This window comes from Pseudoalteromonas sp. GW168-MNA-CIBAN-0100 (genome assembly GCF_040309225.1).
Classification (GTDB): Bacteria; Pseudomonadota; Gammaproteobacteria; order Enterobacterales; family Alteromonadaceae; genus Pseudoalteromonas; species Pseudoalteromonas arctica.
Window position 1 is genome coordinate 36705 of record NZ_JBEOOL010000026.1, and the last position, 17489, is coordinate 54193.

At 40.6% G+C, this 17489-nt stretch carries 15 protein-coding genes and 1 pseudogene; 7 read left to right on the top strand and 9 right to left on the bottom strand.

Features of this window, described 5'->3' with window-relative positions; genetic code table 11:
- The first annotated feature begins 82 nt into the window (after nt 1-82).
- The gene (locus AAEY62_RS15390; protein WP_010554987.1) at nt 83-568 is read left to right on the top strand and encodes a hypothetical protein; all 486 of its coding nucleotides are present in this window, start codon (nt 83-85) and stop codon (nt 566-568) included.
- A 41-nt stretch (nt 569-609) separates the two neighbouring features.
- Here AAEY62_RS15390 and AAEY62_RS15395 read toward each other — a convergent pair whose 3' ends face one another.
- Nucleotides 610-1815: an anhydro-N-acetylmuramic acid kinase gene (locus AAEY62_RS15395; RefSeq protein ID WP_350635296.1), complete on the bottom strand. Its 1206-nt coding sequence runs from the start codon at nt 1813-1815 to the stop codon at nt 610-612.
- 149 nt (nt 1816-1964) lie between these two features.
- Here AAEY62_RS15395 and AAEY62_RS15400 point away from each other — a divergent pair, with 149 nt between their 5' ends.
- The 4 genes from AAEY62_RS15400 (at nt 1965) to AAEY62_RS15415 (ending at nt 6193) form a co-directional block, all read left to right on the top strand.
- Nucleotides 1965-2471 (top strand): GNAT family N-acetyltransferase, encoded by a 507-nt coding sequence (locus AAEY62_RS15400; RefSeq protein WP_024591162.1) that lies wholly within the window; start codon nt 1965-1967, stop codon nt 2469-2471.
- Nucleotides 2472-2650: 179 nt separating this feature from the next.
- Entirely contained in the window at nt 2651-3679 is a 1029-nt protein-coding gene (gene curA / locus AAEY62_RS15405) for an NADPH-dependent curcumin/dihydrocurcumin reductase (protein ID WP_010554990.1), read from the top strand.
- A 50-nt stretch (nt 3680-3729) separates the two neighbouring features.
- Nucleotides 3730-4347: a glutathione S-transferase family protein gene (locus AAEY62_RS15410; protein WP_010554991.1), complete on the top strand. Its 618-nt coding sequence runs from the start codon at nt 3730-3732 to the stop codon at nt 4345-4347.
- 226 nt (nt 4348-4573) lie between these two features.
- The gene (locus AAEY62_RS15415) at nt 4574-6193 is read left to right on the top strand and encodes a methyl-accepting chemotaxis protein (protein WP_024591161.1); all 1620 of its coding nucleotides are present in this window, start codon (nt 4574-4576) and stop codon (nt 6191-6193) included.
- Nucleotides 6194-6264: 71 nt separating this feature from the next.
- On the opposite strand, the gene AAEY62_RS15420 is transcribed toward AAEY62_RS15415, so the two are convergent.
- Both AAEY62_RS15420 and AAEY62_RS15425 read right to left on the bottom strand, forming a co-directional pair.
- Complete coding sequence (locus tag AAEY62_RS15420) at nt 6265-6573, bottom strand: YkgJ family cysteine cluster protein (RefSeq protein ID WP_032827102.1); 309 nt, start codon at nt 6571-6573, stop codon at nt 6265-6267.
- 45 nt (nt 6574-6618) lie between these two features.
- Complete coding sequence (locus AAEY62_RS15425) at nt 6619-8547, bottom strand: RecQ family ATP-dependent DNA helicase (RefSeq protein ID WP_024591159.1); 1929 nt, start codon at nt 8545-8547, stop codon at nt 6619-6621.
- A 514-nt stretch (nt 8548-9061) separates the two neighbouring features.
- Here AAEY62_RS15425 and AAEY62_RS15430 point away from each other — a divergent pair.
- Together AAEY62_RS15430 and AAEY62_RS15435 are read left to right on the top strand one after the other, a co-directional pair.
- A complete protein-coding gene (locus tag AAEY62_RS15430) occupies nt 9062-10366 on the top strand; it encodes an NAD(P)/FAD-dependent oxidoreductase (protein ID WP_007583476.1) in 1305 nt (434 codons plus the stop codon).
- Nucleotides 10367-10464: 98 nt separating this feature from the next.
- Nucleotides 10465-11964 carry a phospholipase effector Tle1 domain-containing protein gene (locus AAEY62_RS15435; protein WP_350635298.1) on the top strand — a complete coding sequence of 500 codons (1500 nt, stop codon included), beginning with the start codon at nt 10465-10467 and terminating at the stop codon, nt 11962-11964.
- 374 nt (nt 11965-12338) lie between these two features.
- Here the strand turns inward: AAEY62_RS15435 and AAEY62_RS15440 are convergent, their stop codons facing one another.
- From AAEY62_RS15440 to AAEY62_RS15465, 6 genes and pseudogenes are all read right to left on the bottom strand, one after another.
- Nucleotides 12339-13436 carry a Fic family protein gene (locus tag AAEY62_RS15440; protein ID WP_024591157.1) on the bottom strand — a complete coding sequence of 366 codons (1098 nt, stop codon included), beginning with the start codon at nt 13434-13436 and terminating at the stop codon, nt 12339-12341.
- Between the two features lie 416 nt (nt 13437-13852).
- Complete coding sequence (locus AAEY62_RS15445; RefSeq protein WP_231388448.1) at nt 13853-14926, bottom strand: HipA domain-containing protein; 1074 nt, start codon at nt 14924-14926, stop codon at nt 13853-13855.
- A 196-nt stretch (nt 14927-15122) separates the two neighbouring features.
- Entirely contained in the window at nt 15123-15506 is a 384-nt protein-coding gene (locus tag AAEY62_RS15450; protein WP_029769921.1) for a HipA N-terminal domain-containing protein, read from the bottom strand.
- Nucleotides 15490-15816, bottom strand: a complete 327-nt coding sequence (locus AAEY62_RS15455) for a helix-turn-helix domain-containing protein (RefSeq protein WP_029750805.1) — start codon at nt 15814-15816, stop codon at nt 15490-15492. The genes AAEY62_RS15450 and AAEY62_RS15455 overlap by 17 nt, the downstream gene beginning before the upstream one ends.
- A gap of 272 nt (nt 15817-16088) precedes the next feature.
- Nucleotides 16089-16358, bottom strand: a complete 270-nt coding sequence (locus AAEY62_RS15460) for a hypothetical protein (protein ID WP_029769920.1) — start codon at nt 16356-16358, stop codon at nt 16089-16091.
- 326 nt (nt 16359-16684) lie between these two features.
- Nucleotides 16685-17488 (bottom strand): annotated as a pseudogene (locus tag AAEY62_RS15465) (hypothetical protein); the annotation flags it as partial.
- Nucleotide 17489 lies beyond the last annotated feature (1 nt).

Sequence of the window (17489 nt, forward strand, 5' to 3'; positions counted from 1 at the left end):
ATGCAATTAGTCATAAATCTGTAACCTTGATCCGCGATAATCTCTATCCGATAAATGAATAGACTCAAGAAGACTAAGTAAGATGAGTACACCCTTAGTGCAACTAACATTTGCACTGCAATCATTTGATGATTCTATGTCTGCGGCGATGAGCCACGCTATGGAATATGAAAAGCTATCGCTAAAAGCCAATGCTGCGCATAACATTACGCTGCAGTGTGTGTTGCCTGATGGCGCAAATGAGAGCGATGTTATTTCACTAAGTGCAACGCAGCCCAGTGCACGTGGGGCGCAGTATTTTACTGAAAAAACGCTGAGCAATGCAGACCTTGAATCTGGTACTGTAAATCTTACTTTAAGTAACATTACACAAAGCCAGTGTTTTGTAGTGCAAATGATGCTGCACGGAAAAAATACGACCTTAAAAGAAAGCCAGCAACTCGATGTGTACATTAAAGCATTTGAGCAAGGCTATATCCCTGAGCAAATAAAAACTGAACATACCAAGTCACAGGGCGTTCGTAGCTACTTTGCAAGTATGGGCTCTACGTTTTTATCGCTGTTTTAGTGCTGGTTGCACTTAAATTACGCGACGCGACTTATAAGTTATTAATCAGCAAAACTTACTTTACCCATAGTCACTCCCGCAATACCTTGTGCAGTATTACTTAGGTGTTGCTGCTCTCCGGCTAGGCATTCGTTTGCTAAAATAGCAAATAACACGGCCTCTTTTGCGTCGGGATTTATACCTAAATCGTCGGTGTTTTTAAAAGCCTTAATAAGTGGGCAAAGCGCTGTAAGTTGCGCCATTAGTAACGGGTTATGAATACCCCCACCACTTGCATACACCACACAATTTTGTACGCGCTCTGCACACTCGTTTAATGCATTTGCTATAACGGTTGCAGTAAAGGTATTTAAGGTGGCCATTACATCTTCATGGCTTAAATGGTGAGTATTTGTAAGCTGCTGTGCGGCGTTTAAATACGCTAAGTTGAATACCTCTGGCCCTGTAGTTTTAGGCATTGGGAGTTTAAAAAATGCGTTATTACATAATGCATTTAGTAATGGTGTATTTACCTTGCCTGCTTTTGCTATTGTTGCGCCATCGTCATAATGCATATCTTTAAAATGTTGCTGTACGTAGGCATCCATAATGGTATTACCGGGGCCAATGTCGGAGCTAAATACGCCGTTTGCATCACCATTTTTGGGTAAAAACGTTAAGTTAGCTATGCCGCCCATATTTAGCAAAATCCGACTCTCAACAGCGCTCGAAAAATACAAATAATCGCCATACACAGCAAGTGGTGCACCCTCGCCTCCTGCGGCTATGTGTTTTTGCCTAAAGTCACCAATGGTAGTAATACCCGTAGTAACGGCTATTTGGTCGCTATCGCCAATTTGTAAGGTGCCATTAGTAAAGCTTTTGTGATTATGCTGCGACTGCGGGCAGTGGTAAATGGTTTGCCCGTGGCTTGCTATTACATCAATACTTGCAGGGTTTATATTCCACTTAGCTAAGCACTGGTTAACCATATCGCCATGGAGTTTACCTACCCACGGGTGCAGTAAAGTAACAAGCTCTAAATCGCATTCTCGTTTAGCAAATACCTGCTTTATTTTAGTTTTATAATCGTCGTTGTAATCAACAGTAGTAAAATTTAAAACCTCAATGTGTGTATTTAAGCCCGCGCCCGTTACTTTACACAGTGCAACATCAAGCCCGTCCAACGAGGTACCGCTCATTAAACCAATAATTAAACGGCTAGGTTTTTGGGCGCTGTTATAAAGCGCTTTAATGTGAAGGTGCATAATGGCATCTAAAATAGGTGTAATATTTTGCTTATATTAGAGGACTTTAAAACAAAGTAATAGCCGTAAACCGTTTAATTTAGGTTCTGATTGTTTAATGTTAAAATGATTGTTAAGTTAGTGTGCATACTAAAAATTTATGAAAAAATATGATCACCCTCAGAGAGTTTAAAGCCCAAGACGCGCCTTTTATTATTAACACCTTAAATGATGAACAGGTAACGCGTTATTTATCGTCAAAAATTCCGTTTCCGTATACACAAGCAGATGCTGATTGGTGGATAAACCAAGGCTCAAAAAACGGCGTAATTGATGCAACGGTTAAGGCCATTGTTGTAAATGGGCAATTTGCGGGCTGTATTGGTATAACTCCCGGCGAATTTGAATACAGCCACAGTGGCGAAATTGGTTATTGGCTTAATAAAGCCTATTGGGGGCAAGGTATTATTACTCGCGCTATTGAACTTATATGCGAAGAAGCGTTTGCAAACTCACACTTAAACAGAATTTTTGGCGCTGTGTTTGCTGGTAATACCGGCTCTATGAAAGCACTTATTAAAAGTGGCTTTGAGCAAGAGGCTGTGCTTAAACAGGCCATTTATAAAAATGGTCAATTTTACAACAACCATATATTTAGCAAGCTCAAAGCAGACTAATTACTCTAATTAAATTTGCGCAAAGGTTGAATTATCAACCACCCGCCCAAAACTCCTTTATTAAGGTACGCATTGTACATATTCATACTGCTTAGCCGCGCATTATTGTTTAGCTGATCACGATTTTTAAAGCGTAAACATTCGGTAAGTAGTTTATTTATATTAATAGGAGATCTTTTATGTCTACGACTAGTCGCCAACTTACTCTTGAATCACGCCCTAATGGCGCTCCAACAGATGAAAACTTTAAATTAAAAACGGTAGAGCTTCCTGCATTAAAAGACGGCGAAGTTTTACTACGTACTATTTACCTATCACTAGACCCGTATATGCGTGGTCGTATGAGTGATGCTAAGTCGTACGCTGACCCAGTTAATATTGGCGATGTAATGGTTGGCGCAACAGTGTGCCAAGTAGAAGAGTCTAAAAACGATAAATTTAGGATCGGTGAATGGGTACTTGCCTACACAGGTTGGCAAGACTACGCCATTACCGACGGTGAAGGCTTAATGCAGTTAGGTAAAGAGCCTGCAAACCCTTCATACGCATTAGGTATTATGGGTATGCCTGGCTTTACTGCTTACATGGGTTTACTTGATATTGGCCAGCCTAAAGAAGGCGAAACCGTAGTTGTTGCAGCAGCAACAGGCCCAGTAGGTGCAACGGTTGGGCAAATAGCTAAAATTAAAGGCTGTAAAGTAGTCGGTGTTGCTGGTGGTAGCGAAAAATGTGCACACGCCGTTGAAAAACTAGGGTTTGATGCCTGTATTGATCACAAAGCTGATGACTTTGCAGAGCAGTTAGAAAAAGCCTGTGATAAAGGCATTGATGTTTACTACGAAAATGTGGGCGGTAAAGTATTCGACGCCGTACTACCATTACTAAATACCGCAGCGCGCGTACCATTGTGTGGTTTAGTATCGCAATATAACGCTACTAGCTTGCCAGAAGGCCCAGACCGTTTAGGTATGCTAATGGGTCAATTGCTTACTAAGCGTATTAAAATGCAAGGCTTTATCATTTTTGATGATTACGGCGACCGTTACGACGAGTTTGCACAAGACATGCAAAAATGGCTACAAGACGGAAAAATTCAATACCGTGAGCACATGGTAGAAGGCATCGAAAATACAGTAGACGCGTTCAACGATATGATATGCGGTAAAAACTTTGGTAAAACTGTGGTTAAAATTAATAAGCCACTTTAATTTTATACGGCTTGTAAGGCAAAGCCCTTACAAGCCACAAAAGGACTGACATGATCAAACTACACCATTTAAATAAATCACGTTCTAAACGCGTAATTTGGCTTTTAGAAGAGCTAAATGTTGACTACGAAATTGTGGCTTATCAGCGTAATAAAGACACCTTCCTAGCTCCTGACGAACTAAAGCATATTCATCAACTTGGTAAGTCACCGGTAATTGAAGACGGCGGTTTAATTATTGCTGAATCAGGCGCTATTACAGACTACCTTATTACCAAATACGGTAACGGTAAATTTGCTCCAAAAGTAGATACCGCTGAATATGTTGACTACCAGCAATGGCTGCACTTTGCAGAAAGCTCAGCAATTTTACCGCTTTTACTTAAAATGTTTGTACTAAAAGACGGCGCTAAAACGCAGTTTTTAGAAGGCTATGCTGACGCTGAAACAGCTAAAGTAATTAGCTACTTTAACGACCGCCTTGAAGGTAAACGTTATTTAGTGGGCGATACCCTAACGGGCGCTGACTTTATGATGTCGTTTATTGTTGAAATAGTTAAAAACTCAGGTCAATTAGCGCACTTTAAAAACCTCGTTAAATACGACGAGCAATTACAAAGTCATGAGAAGTTTCATACAGCTAATGAGCTAGAAGCAAAGTACGACTAACTACTTTTATATAATATTTTTATATAACACTAAGGGGCATTTAGCCCCTTTTTTAATGCCTGAAAAACACTCCTCATTAAAGTTACGCTTGTAAACTAAATTAACAAATAATCCCTTATTGCTAATAAAACTTTAATTAATAAGGCATAATGCTGCTATTGTTTTAGAATAATCACTAATAATACAAGCTGCTCTTGCGCGTATTGACTCACACTTGGGATCAACCATGACCATAAACATGCGTTTAACGACCGGCTTTGGCGTAATTTTATCAATGATGCTTATTTTAACCATTATTGGCATTTCGCGCGTTAGCCTCATTAATAATAACATTACCCACATGACCGACGTAAATTCGGTAAAGCAACGTTACGCAATTAACTTTAGAGGCAGCGTACACGACAGAGCAATAGCCGTGCGCGATGTAGTGCTAATTACCGATCAAAGCAGTTTAAGCTCCGTGTTAAAGAGCATAAAAGAGCTAAACGCATTTTACCAAACGTCAAGCCGGTCTATGGCCGAGCTAATGGGTAATATGAATAATGAAGAACGCGCTTTAATTAATAAAATAAATCAAATAGAGCAGCGCACTCAACCTTTCATTCAAGGTGTTATAAACGCTAAAAATGCAGGAAACCTAAACGAAGCTGAGCGCATTTTATTGACCGATGCACGCCCTGCGTTTACCCAGTGGCTAAATGTTATAAACCAATTTATAAACCTGCAAGAGCAAGCAAATCAAACCACCACTATCGATACTCTAGATATTGCCAGTTCATTTAAAATTTGGATGATTTCGCTCACCTCACTTGCCTTTTTAATAGGCATAAGCGTTGCGTATGTTATTAGCCAACTGATCAGAAATTCAGTAGGTGGCGAACCACAAGAAGCCGCTGAAGTAATTGCCCTTATTGCCCAAGGCGACTTAAGAGGTGATGTACAGTCGTGTTGCCCAAATAGCATGATGGCTTCTGTAGGGGTGATGCAATCTAAATTAAAAACCATTGTAGATAGCATTATTAACTCATCTGAAGAGCTTTCTACTCACTCTGCAAGCGTAGCGTCTGGCTCGCAGCAAGCACTTAGTGCCGCTGACGCACAAGTAACTTATACAAACTCGGCAGTAAGCAGCCTAGAAGAAATGAGCCGTAGTATCCATGCTGTAGCCGACTCAGTTAGGCAAACAGAAGATAACTCAAAAATAACCGCGCAATTATCGCAGCAAGGTAGTATTGCAGTGCAAAAAGTAGCGGCCGAAATTGAGCAAATCTCAGTAACCGTAAAAGCCACAGTTACCCAAGTAAACGTGCTGCAAGAACATGTAAAACACATTGGCGATATTTTAAGTGTGATCCGCAGTATTTCTGATCAAACAAACTTGCTTGCACTAAATGCAGCAATAGAAGCTGCAAGAGCAGGCGAAACAGGCCGAGGGTTTGCTGTTGTTGCTGACGAAGTAAGGCAACTTGCCCAGCGTACTGGTGATGCAACTGGCGATATCGAAAAGATGATTTTGCAAGTACAAGAAAACACGCAAGCGTCGGTAACAGCTATGGAAACCACAGTACCACAAGTAGAAAATGGCCTAACACTTACTCACGAAGCAAACGAGCTACTGCATCAAATACAGCAACAAGCTAATGACTCATTAAGTAACGTGCTTGAAATTGTTGAATCAACATCAAACCAAGTAGCCACTGTGGCGCAAATTAGTACCGGCGTAGAAGAAATTGCCAGTATGTCCAAAGAAACCAGCATGTCGCTTAACAGTAACGCACAAGAAGCTGTTGCATTAGCTGACCTTTCAAACACACTTAAAAAGTATATTAGCTACTTTAAAGTTTAATTTTTATAGTAAGCAATAAACAAAGGGGCTTTTAAGCCCCTTTGTTGTTTATGTACATTTATAATAGCGGACTATATACCCGCTAAATCGCGCTCGGTAATACACTCACCCGACGCCATTTCAAACTCGCGGCAAACTAATGGGCGGTTTTCGTAAATGGAGCACATAAGCGTATTGCGGTCGAGTGCTTGGCACCAACCGTCGTCAGCGCGTTTCATTACTTCGCTGCCCCATTTATCGTATTCTATATAGTTGAAAGGCACGCCGGTGTCGGTTACTATGCGCACTTCTAATTGGCAACAACAGGCTTGGCAGTTAGCACACGTAACGGGCTCTGGGGTAGTAGCAATATTTTCAACGGGAATAACAATATGAGGCATAGTGGCTTACTTTTTTGAATAAGCCACTAGGATACAGTAACTAATTTAACGCGCTAGTAGTTTTGCTTTAATATCGCTGTAACGCATTTGCTCGCACAGCGCAAAACCACTCAGTTGGCGCACTTTATTACGCGCAAATAACGGCACACTCATCCCCGCTAAAAAGCGGCATTGGGTTTCAATCCCCACATTATGATTACCCTTGCCTGCCATATGCGCTAAAAACTCATCTACCTTTTGATAAATAAGTTGCTCGTCAATATATGCAGGCTCTATAGAGTACTCAAGCTTAACCGCATGCCCTCTACACACACTACAATGCCCACATTGCTCAGGTGCATTTTGATCGTCAAAATAGCGCGCTAAGTTATAGCTTAAGCAACTTTGTAGCTCAAAAAAGCGTACCAGTGCAGCAATACGTTTAATTTCGGCTTGTTCTTTATCGGTAAAATAGTCGTGAAGTTGCTGGGCAAGTTCAGGGTTATTTATAACCTCTCCATGCACTTTGTATACTTGGGTAATACGTTTGGTTTCGAGCGTTATTAGGTTTTTTTCGGCTAGGTAATCAAGGGCTGCCACTACGCGTTTTCGATCAACCTGCGCGGCTTGCGTAAGGGAGTCAAAATTTAGCGTGCCCCATATTTTTTTAAAATCGGTATGGCTAAATATTTGTGTTAAAAATGCTTGGCGTTGCTCATCAAAATGACCAAGTAGCTCGTTTTTATCAACCAAAAATTTATATTTAAAATCGGCGTAGTAAGCATATTGCGGCGTTATAGCGCCTTGTATTTCAAGCTGTACAAGTAAGGTTTTAAGTGCCAGTTGCCTAATATTACTTTCGCTTGAAAGGCTATATTCTTGCATTTCCCATTGCTGGTGGCTTTGGCGAATATCGTTAATTACATATTCAATACCGCTAAGCTCTGGCGTGTCGCCATATACAAAGTTTTCTACCGTATTTAGGCCGTCTAGGTTAGCAAGCGTGTAACAATTTGATGGATCGCCATCGCGTCCTGCTCGGCCAATTTCTTGGCTGTAGTTTTCTATCGATTTTGGTAAATCGTAATGTATAACAAAGCGAATATCCGATTTATCAACGCCCATACCAAAGGCTATGGTTGCCACTACGACGTTAATTTTACCGCCCATAAAGTCATCTTGAATTTGCCAGCGTAGCGTATCTTCAAGCCCCGCATGATACGCCACCGCGTGCACACCTTGAGCACTTAGCACATTAGCAACTTGCTCAGCGCTTTGCTGTAGCGTTACATACACAATACCTGGGCCACTTTGCGCACGCACTATGTTGGTAAGCTCGGTGTTTTTATCGGCGGTTTTAACGCTCAACACACTTAAATCTAAATTAGCGCGGTAAAAGCCCGTTTGCACAATGCACTCAGGCGCAATAGCAAAGCGCTCTGCCATATCGCGTTTTACTTTTTTAGTGGCCGTTGCTGTAAGTAACAACACTAAAGGAATATTAAGCTCTTCGCGGTAACGCGGCAGTTTAAGGTAGTCGGGTCTAAAGTTATGGCCCCATTCTGATATACAGTGCGCTTCGTCTACCACTAACATCGAAAGCGCCACTTGGCTTATAAACTCTCTAAAACGCTCGTTTTTAAAGCGCTCAACCGACACCATTAATACTTTAATTTTACCGTTTCGCACATCATTCATTACGGTGCTGCTTTGCATTTGATCTTGGCTCGAATCAAGGCTGGCAGCATAAATACCTTTGCTATTTAAAAAGCTAATTTGATCTTTCATCAATGCAAGCAAAGGCGAAACCACTAAGGTTAAATTTGGTAAATGCAACGCAGTTAATTGATAGCACAACGATTTACCCGAGCCGGTCGGAAATATAGCCAACGACGATTGACCATTTAAAAGCTGCTCTATAGTTTGTTGTTGCCCTGTTCTAAATTGGCTAAAACCAAAGTGCTGCTCAAGTGATTGAATTAGTGGCGTGGTCATAAATGTCCTTTTGATGGCTAAACAATAGTCATGCTTATAAAAATGCAGTGTAGATGAAATATTTGCATGTATACCCAAACCATCTCAAGATGAGAGTTTCAGTTGGAGTTAAAAGCGATTTAGGCAAGGCATTGATTGCAAATAATAGTGGTTCTATTGTTAAAATCAATAACGCAGTATAAATCGCTTTTAAACCAACCCATTGGGCGTTTCACAGGCACTTACTCTCATCGTTGTTACTTCTTAAAAGGGGGCTGCCATTCTTGCAAAGTAACGCCTTGATATTAAGCCCCTGTGAAACGCTGAATTCTGCATATTGAGACGGTTTGGGTATAAGTATACAACAAATAACATTATTTATTGCTGACATCGGTTTTATTTAGGCGCAAACTAGGCACCCATAAAATGAGTAGTAACTACTTGTTGCCAAAATAATTTATTGATACCCAAGTCACCTTAAAAAACTAATAAAAAATACAGATCACTTGGGTATATTATTTTTAAGGGCAACGTTATGAGTATTACAATACCTAAAATCGTCGTTATTGGCGGTGGTGCTGGCGGATTAGAACTTGCAACCCAACTGGGGCATAAGCTAGGGAAAAAAAAACAAGCAGATATACTGTTAATAGACAAAAACCGTACCCACATATGGAAGCCGTTACTGCACGAAGTAGCGACAGGCTCTATTGACCCTGATTTAGATGGCGTTGTGTATTCAGCCCATGCCGCAAAACATCATTATCGTTTTCAACTTGGTACTTTTTGCAACATAGACCAAAGCAATAAAACAATTACCCTCTCCCCATTAAACGACGAGTTAGGCCACACTATTTTACCTGGCCGTACAGTTCGTTACGATCACCTTGTTATTGCCATTGGCAGCGTAAGTAACGACTTTAATACCCCTGGTATAAAAGAGCATTGCTACTTTTTAGATTCAAGCCAACAAGCAGAGCGCTTTCAACACTCATTACTAGATAGCTTTACGCGCCTTCACCAAGACGACAACCAACAGCAATCACTTAATATTGCCATTGTAGGCGGCGGTGCTACGGGTGTTGAACTCTCAGCTGAGCTTTACCATGTGTCTGAGCTATTAAAGCTTTATGGTTTAACAAATATGTCGTCTAAGCGTTTACACATTCATTTAATTGAAGCTGGCCCGCGTATTTTACCTGCATTACCTGAGCGTATTGCCGTAAGTGCCAAGCGTGAGCTATTAAAGCTTGGCGTAAACGTGCGCGAACAAACGCAAGTGAAAGAAGGCACTGCGCAAGGCTTTATCACCAAAGATGAAGAACATATTGATGCCGATATAATGGTGTGGGCGGCAGGCGTAAAAGCACCTGATTTTATTAAAGACTTAGGTGTTTTTGAGCTTACTCGTAGCAATCAAATTCAAGTAAATGAGTTTTTACAAAGCACCGTTGACGAAAGCATTTTTGTATTAGGCGATTGCTGCGCATTTACCCAAGCCGACGGCAAGCAAGTACCACCACGCGCACAATCGGCGCATCAAATGGCGTTATGCGTCGAAAAAAATCTCATAGCAACATTAAAGCAGCAACCACTACGCGGCTTTAAATACAGCGACCATGGCTCGTTGGTTAACTTATCGAGCTACAGCACCGTGGGTAACTTAATGGGTAACCTAACCAGCAATACCTTTTTTATTGAAGGTAAAATTGCCCGCTTTATGTATATATCTTTATACCGTATGCACCAACGCGCCATACATGGCAGCGCAAAAACCTTTGCATTATGGATAAGCGAAAAAGTACTGCGTGTAGTGCGCCCAAAAATGAAATTGCACTAATCTATATATACTAAATTAAAGACAGTGAGCGTTATCACTGTCTTTAATTTTTAACATTGTCTGTGTAGAGTATTTAAAACAACTAAGGGAATTGGGTTATGACGGGTAAAACGCTAATTTTTAACTTTGACGGCACAGGAAACGAGCCCCGTGACGCAGAACAATTTAGCTCAGATCATTTTAAAGAAGACTCTAATATTACCAACATTCTAAAACTACATTTGCTGCTTGGCGGTAAATTAGAAGACTCCCCCATTACTCCTTTTGCTAACCAACTCAGTTTTTATTATCAAGGTATTGGCACTAAAGGCAGCCGCCTTAAACGCATTTTAAACCAAACCCTTGCACCTCATGGTGACGACGTAGCCAGTATTTTAAATCAAGCGTTAAGCGACTTTAAAGCTCACTACCTAATAGGCGATACCATACTGCTAACGGGCTTTAGCCGAGGCGCTGCGCTTGCCAGACGTTTTGCTAAATGTTTAGAACCCTTAATAAGCAACAACGTGTATGTATGTGTGTTTGATACCGTCGCCTCTATTGGTTTATCTAAAGTAAGTAAAGCTACACGCGGCGCAGAACACGTTATTTTTGAAAACCACACCATTGCCAACAACATTACTCACGCGCTGCACTGCGTAGCCCTTGACGAAAAACGCCGCGCCTTTGAACCCACACTCATGAACCATCAAAACAATATTACCGAGCTATGGTTTGCAGGTGCGCATTCAGACATTGGCGGCGGTTACTACCGCGATGGCCTAGCCGATATTAGCTTGCGCTATGCACTTGAGTGGTTAATAGAACAACCACTTGATATATCGTTACTCACTAGCCACGATATAGATTACGAAACCCTACTCCCCGATAGCAACTTAGTAGCACAAGATGACGTAACCGTAACGCCCGATCCGCTCGCATTAAGTCATCAACAAAATTACTTTTGGTTTAACCCGTTTTTTAAATTAGTAGATAGGCAGTGCTATGTATTAATTAATGACGAAGCCAGCAACCTTGAGCCTTTGGTGCACTTCAGCGTAGCCGAACGAATTAATAAGCTAACCAGTTATCGCCCAGAATCGCTTAAAAAACTGCATTACAAAATTAGCTATAACGACAACACCACGCTTAGTTTTATTGGTTTAAGCCAACATATAGAACTGGCTAATCAAAACATGAGTGTGCTGAGCATTAACCAAAGCCAAGATGTAATGGTATTTGCCTCTGAGCAATACAACGCAACCGGCCTCATGCTAGAGCAAGGCGCTACGTACCGCTTTACCCCATACCCAAATCAATACTGGTTTGACGATGGCATAAAGTGCACGCCATTAGGCTGGAACCGCGATAACGTACAACTTGGCGTAAAAGAAATCCCAATGGCTGTGCTTGAACCATTTAGACGATTTCCTCGCGCACAATGGTTTTCACTCATTGGTGCTATTAATAAAAACGACGACCACCTTTTTGAAATAGCCAACGGCGCCGATATTAAAATAGATAAATCAGGCGAGTTTTGTCCATTTGCAAACGACCTAAGCCGCTTTTATGGCGCTAATGCAGGTAAAATAAAAGTGAAAGTAACGCGGCTGGGATAAGAGGTTGCACAGTATTTAAAATTGTAGGCGTGAGTTTATCTCGCGCTTTGGCTTTATAAAAACACCATGCGAGGTATAAAACCTCACCTACAATAATTCAAACACCACAATCAACAAAACCGTAGGTGCGATTTTACATCGCGCTTTGTTCTTTAGTAACGGCTCATAACTCCCAATCAACGCTACAAAGCCCGCCTAAACAACAGTAGGCGCCCAGCTTGCTCGCGCGAAAAGCGAAGCTTTTAAATGGTAGGTGCGATTTTACATCGCGCTTTGGCTTTATAAAAACACCCGCGAGGTATAAAACCTCACCTGTAACAATTTAAAACACCTATTCGCCTCACGTAATGAGTCGAATAATATGAGTAATTGCCTCATTGGGCAATTTTATAACGTGTACTACGCCCACCTGCGGCGGTTTTTGTTAAAAACCCAAGCGTTTGCAAGTCCGATAAATGGCGTGTTGCGGTTGCACGGCTAACCTTAGCCACCTTTTGATACTGACTCGCACTAATACCCTGTTCAAATTGGCCATCAAGTAACTTATTAAGCACTTTTACTTGCTGCTCACCTAACTTTGTTTGATCTTTACTTGCCCAGTAATTGGTTTTAAAAATTGTTTGCTCAATATTATTAAGCGTATGGTGTATCGCATTATTAAGCGTACGTAAAAACCACTTAATCCATTTTGTAATACAAAGCTCTCCACGTTGAGTGGCTTCAAGCACTTCGTAGTAGCTTTTTCTGTCTTCTAAAATAGCCACCGACATAGCGTAAAACCGAATTGACTCAGCATGTTCTTGCGCTAATGCCAGGTCGGTTATAAGCCGTGTAATACGCCCATTACCATCCTCAAGTGGATGTATTGTTACAAACCATAAATGTGCGATAGCTGCCCGAATAAAAGGGTCTATTTGAGGATCGTTTTGCGTTTTGTTAAACCAGTTAAAAAATAGCGACAGCTCTTTATTTACTCGCTCTTTAGGAGGCGCCGTAAAATGTAATACCGGTTTATCTAAGCGCCCCGATACCACTTGCATTGGCTCGTCAGCACGCAATTGCCCGCCCTCAATTTTAGTAAATAAGCTTTGCTCACCTGCAAACAATAAGCGATGCCAATTAAGCAATCGCTCTAAATTAAGCGGTGAGTCTGTGTTATTTATTGCATCAAGCATAATCTCTGCAAGATTATCGCTTTGCACTGTTGTTGGGTAAGGTTGCTCATTAATATTGAGCTTTTTAGCAAGCGAAGAGCGAACCGAAAATGCATTGAGCTTTTCGCCCTCAATCGCACTGGAGTGAATAATATTTGCAAGTAAAGTATCAAGGGCCTGCTGCTTTTGTTGAGCACTTTGCGCGCCCATACGCCCTACTAATAAACCTTGATTATATGAAAGCTCCCTTAGTAAAGGAGCAAGCGCCGCAGCATCCCACGTAAAGTTTGGCCAGTTTTGCTGTTGCCATATCCACATAGTCTTTAGTCCTAAAGTTAATTAGCTTCAGTCTATGTTATTTATTTGCCTCATGCAATGAGGCGAATAGAAGAGTTAATTGCCTCATTACTTTTAAGCGTTAAACAGAACAATAATTCATTTTTCAATGGTAAAAACAATCCATTTATAAGCGAGGTATAAAACCTCACCTACATCATTGCAAACACCACTCTCAACAAAAGCGTAGGTGCGATTTTATATCGCGCTTTGGCTTTTAAATAAGGCCAAGCTCAACACCTGTAGGCGCCCAGCTTGCTCGCGCGAAAAGCGTAGCTTTTAAATTGTAAGCCGGAATTTATCTCGCGCTTTTAATTTTAATTTGTAAATATCGCGTTGATGCTGGCAACCAAAATATGAATTACTTACTCAAAATGCGTGTATTTATTTTCTAAAATTTAAATAAATGCATCCATATTTGGTAGTTGTATTATTTGCTCACTCAGCTTATTTGCAGTTTTATTAATTATTTTTATGCACAAATCAATGTGTGCTAATTCAGCAGTAGACAAGTTATTTTTAACAGCAGAAACTTTAGCCGTATCAATTGCAGCTAATACAGAGTCAACAGTTTGACTCATAAGTAGTTGCATCCGTGGTAGTGAAATAGCAAATTCATCAGCAAAATCAGCTAACATGTAAGCTGTAATCTCATTAGTAAAATTGCCTGCACTTTGCGAATTATGCTCACCCACTGACATAGCATAACACCTTGATATTTTGGGCTGTAGATAGCCCATATCACGGTCAATGCTTCCCTGCTCAATAATAGCCTCTATATTTACCAAGTCGTAAAACGGCGTAAGCTCTAAACCATTTTTACCAACAAAAAAACTAATGTTTTTGCCATGAGCATCGTAATTACGTACTAAAATATTAAATGTCATCCAACGAATAAGCTGAGCCTCATACGCTTGTACATTCGTTGTTTTAACATTAAATAGTTTTGCAAAAGAAACGCCATCTCGAATATAAATACCATCCCCATCATCACCATGCTGACGCTCATATTTATAAGAAGGAGGTAAATTAGTGGCTTGGCAACCATCAATAATATGACGACGTAATACACGGTTTTGATCTTGTGTAACGCGCCTATCAAAGCGATCTATTACAAATACTCTTACATCTGCATAAGTGCGCAACTCAACATGGGGAACATTGAGCCCCGACTCTTTTGCCAAAAGCATGGTAAAAAGTTCATTTACTGCAATGAAAGGAGCGGTACCTGTTTCAAATTTAAAAATTTTATTAGAACATAGCTCCCCTTCACCAAATCCTAATTTACTATCGATTTCGAGTAGGTTTAGTTTGTCTTGAACGCCAGCAACAGAGAGCCGAGTTCGGCCATCCCAATGAGTAATTGACTCGCCAACTTGTACAAAGCGTTTAAGTTTTTGGCTTAGCTCGTCACTAGGGTCTGTTGTTCTTTCAAGGTTAAATTTGCAGCAGCCTGTTTGGTATTTAGGCAAGGCAGAGCCTATGCAGTGTGGTATTCCCCATAAATGGGCGATAACGTAGCATTAATGCCAAACAGGCGCTGCCCAAAGGGTTCTTCCTAGGAGCTATTTACTCTTTGTTGCTCGGTTTTTACTTAGCCCACTAGGTTGCAAATCTCGCGCCGCGATTAAATAGCTCCTAGTTTGGACAAATTTTAATCCGCAAAGATCAACAGACCCTAGTTACTTCACGAAAAGATGTTTGCTTTAAAGCACTGTTACTTGCTCTAAACGACAAAGCGCCTGACGTTTCCTCGCCAATTACTTTAATCAAACCAAACGTATTATTTTTAGAGATAGTAGTACTACTTATAATCTCATCAAGACCTTTGCCCTCGGGTAATAAGTTTTGTAAATAATTACGCACATCACGTGAGTCAAAATCACCATTGAGCGGTAAGTGTGGTGAAATAGCAAACCCCTTATTAATCCACTCAGGCTCATAGGTAAATGTAATTTCATTTTCAGAGCCTATATCAAGGGCTATCGCACCTATCTTCTGCGTATGCCCAATAAATACATCCAAGCTGTTTTTTTTAATACCACTGCTCATCGCTCACCTCTTCGTTGTTATTGTGGTGCGACTCGTCATCACTGACAAGGCTAAACGACAACCCCAAGTATTCCATCACTTTGAGTACATTAAAAAACTGCACATTCACATCACCTTTTTCTATTTTTATCAGCGTAGGCTTTGAAATATTAAGTGCTTGCGATACATCAACCAGCGTAAGCTTCATGCCTGTTCGCTTTGAAGTAATCGCTTTAGCGAGTCGCACCGACGAAAACGGCTTTGATAGATCAGGCATTTCAGTGCGTTTAACAACTCTTCCAAGTGTTTTTTTTGCTGGTAATTCACTCATTAAAGGTCAACTATAGTTTACTTATACAATTTATTTTAGGGTAGCCAATCCAAAAGTCAAATATAACTTACTTTTAAGTTTGAACGTATATTTACTACCCATAAGTAAACCTTAACTTACTTATAGGCAGTAAAATAAAACCCAACTCCATAAGTAAAATATAGGTTACTTATGGAAAGTTAATGACATTTTGAGCTTAATAGCCAAGCTAAACACCTGTAGGCGCCCAGCTTGCTCGCGCGAAAAGCGTAGCTTTTAAACTTTTACCTCATTTAAAATATATGCGCTTTTAAAGGCTTTTTTAACCGCTGAGAATATTCACGATTAAGATTAGGAAATTGCTTATACATCATCGTTTTTAATTGCTTTTCAGATAGCTTATTACAGAGGGATTCTTGCTCAGCAAGCATTATATTCTTAAGTAACACTCTCCCTGCTTGAGTATCCATTAAAAAGTAAATTGCAGCCCAACTGCTTGCATACAACTTACTGATGTCACCTTTTTTCCATGAGTCATCCAAACCCACTAACGAATCAATCAAAAATACACTTTTAGTAATATTGTTATTTTTCGTCCATGAACTATTCGACTCAACACTAGGGCGTGTTGACCTTTGTGGATTGAAATTTGTTCAATCTAGGGGCGATTTAATCGCGGCGCGAGGTTTGTAACCTAGTGGGCTAAGTAAAAACCGAGCAACAAAGAGTTAATCGTCCCTAGAAAGAACCCAAAGGGCAGCGCATGTTTGGCATTTATGCTGCGTTATCGCCTATTTATGGGGAATAACCACACTACATAGGCTCTGCCTTGCCTAAAAACCAAACATACAGCTGCAAAATCAATCACGAAAGGTCAACACGCCCTAGCTGTTTGCATATTATTTTTAGTAAGCTCAAAGTATTCAGCAAACCCCTCATTAAACCATCTAGAGGTGTAACCTAAAACTGCTTTATTAATGGCGTGCACTGCCTCATGTACCGCAGTTCGCATTGCACTGTGTGCATTATCATAATGAATAAAAGCAGAATTACTCGCGTGAAAATACATACCCGCAGTGTTTGTAGAGTCACCACCGCGTTGCTTAATTGCTGCCTCATAAGCACGACGCGTAGGCAATACCGTTAAATTAAGCTTTACCTTTTTAAGTGCATGCACGCCAATAATCTGCCCGTATACTTTAAATACAGTATTAAGTTTTATACGTAACTCTTGGTTAAATGACGAAGGTAAATTAGGCGTATTTAAAGTTAGGTCAAAGTAATCTAACGGTTCAATAAAACCAGTATCGTAAGTTGCTACTGCAAAATCCGGTTTTTTATCACTAAAATGCGGCACACCGTCACTGTCTGTCCACGTAAATATATCGCCATTACGTTTATATTTAACCTTACCCAACGACACATCCACGCAGCGCGTATTGTTAGCTTGCAATAAGTGATTATCGGCAGGTACTGATACACTTTGTAAAGTAGCCGTGCTTATATTTTTGAGCTGTTTAGTTGCTAAAGGTTCAGTAGTTACCTGCGACGATAAACTACTATAAATTCGTTTAACCTCGCCTATAGGATCGTGATAATTAAATACCCGCCCAGTAAAATGATTAGCAATGAGCGCCGATGCAATTAGCAGCACAAAAAATACAAACACCACGCGCAATTTTGTTTTAAACATC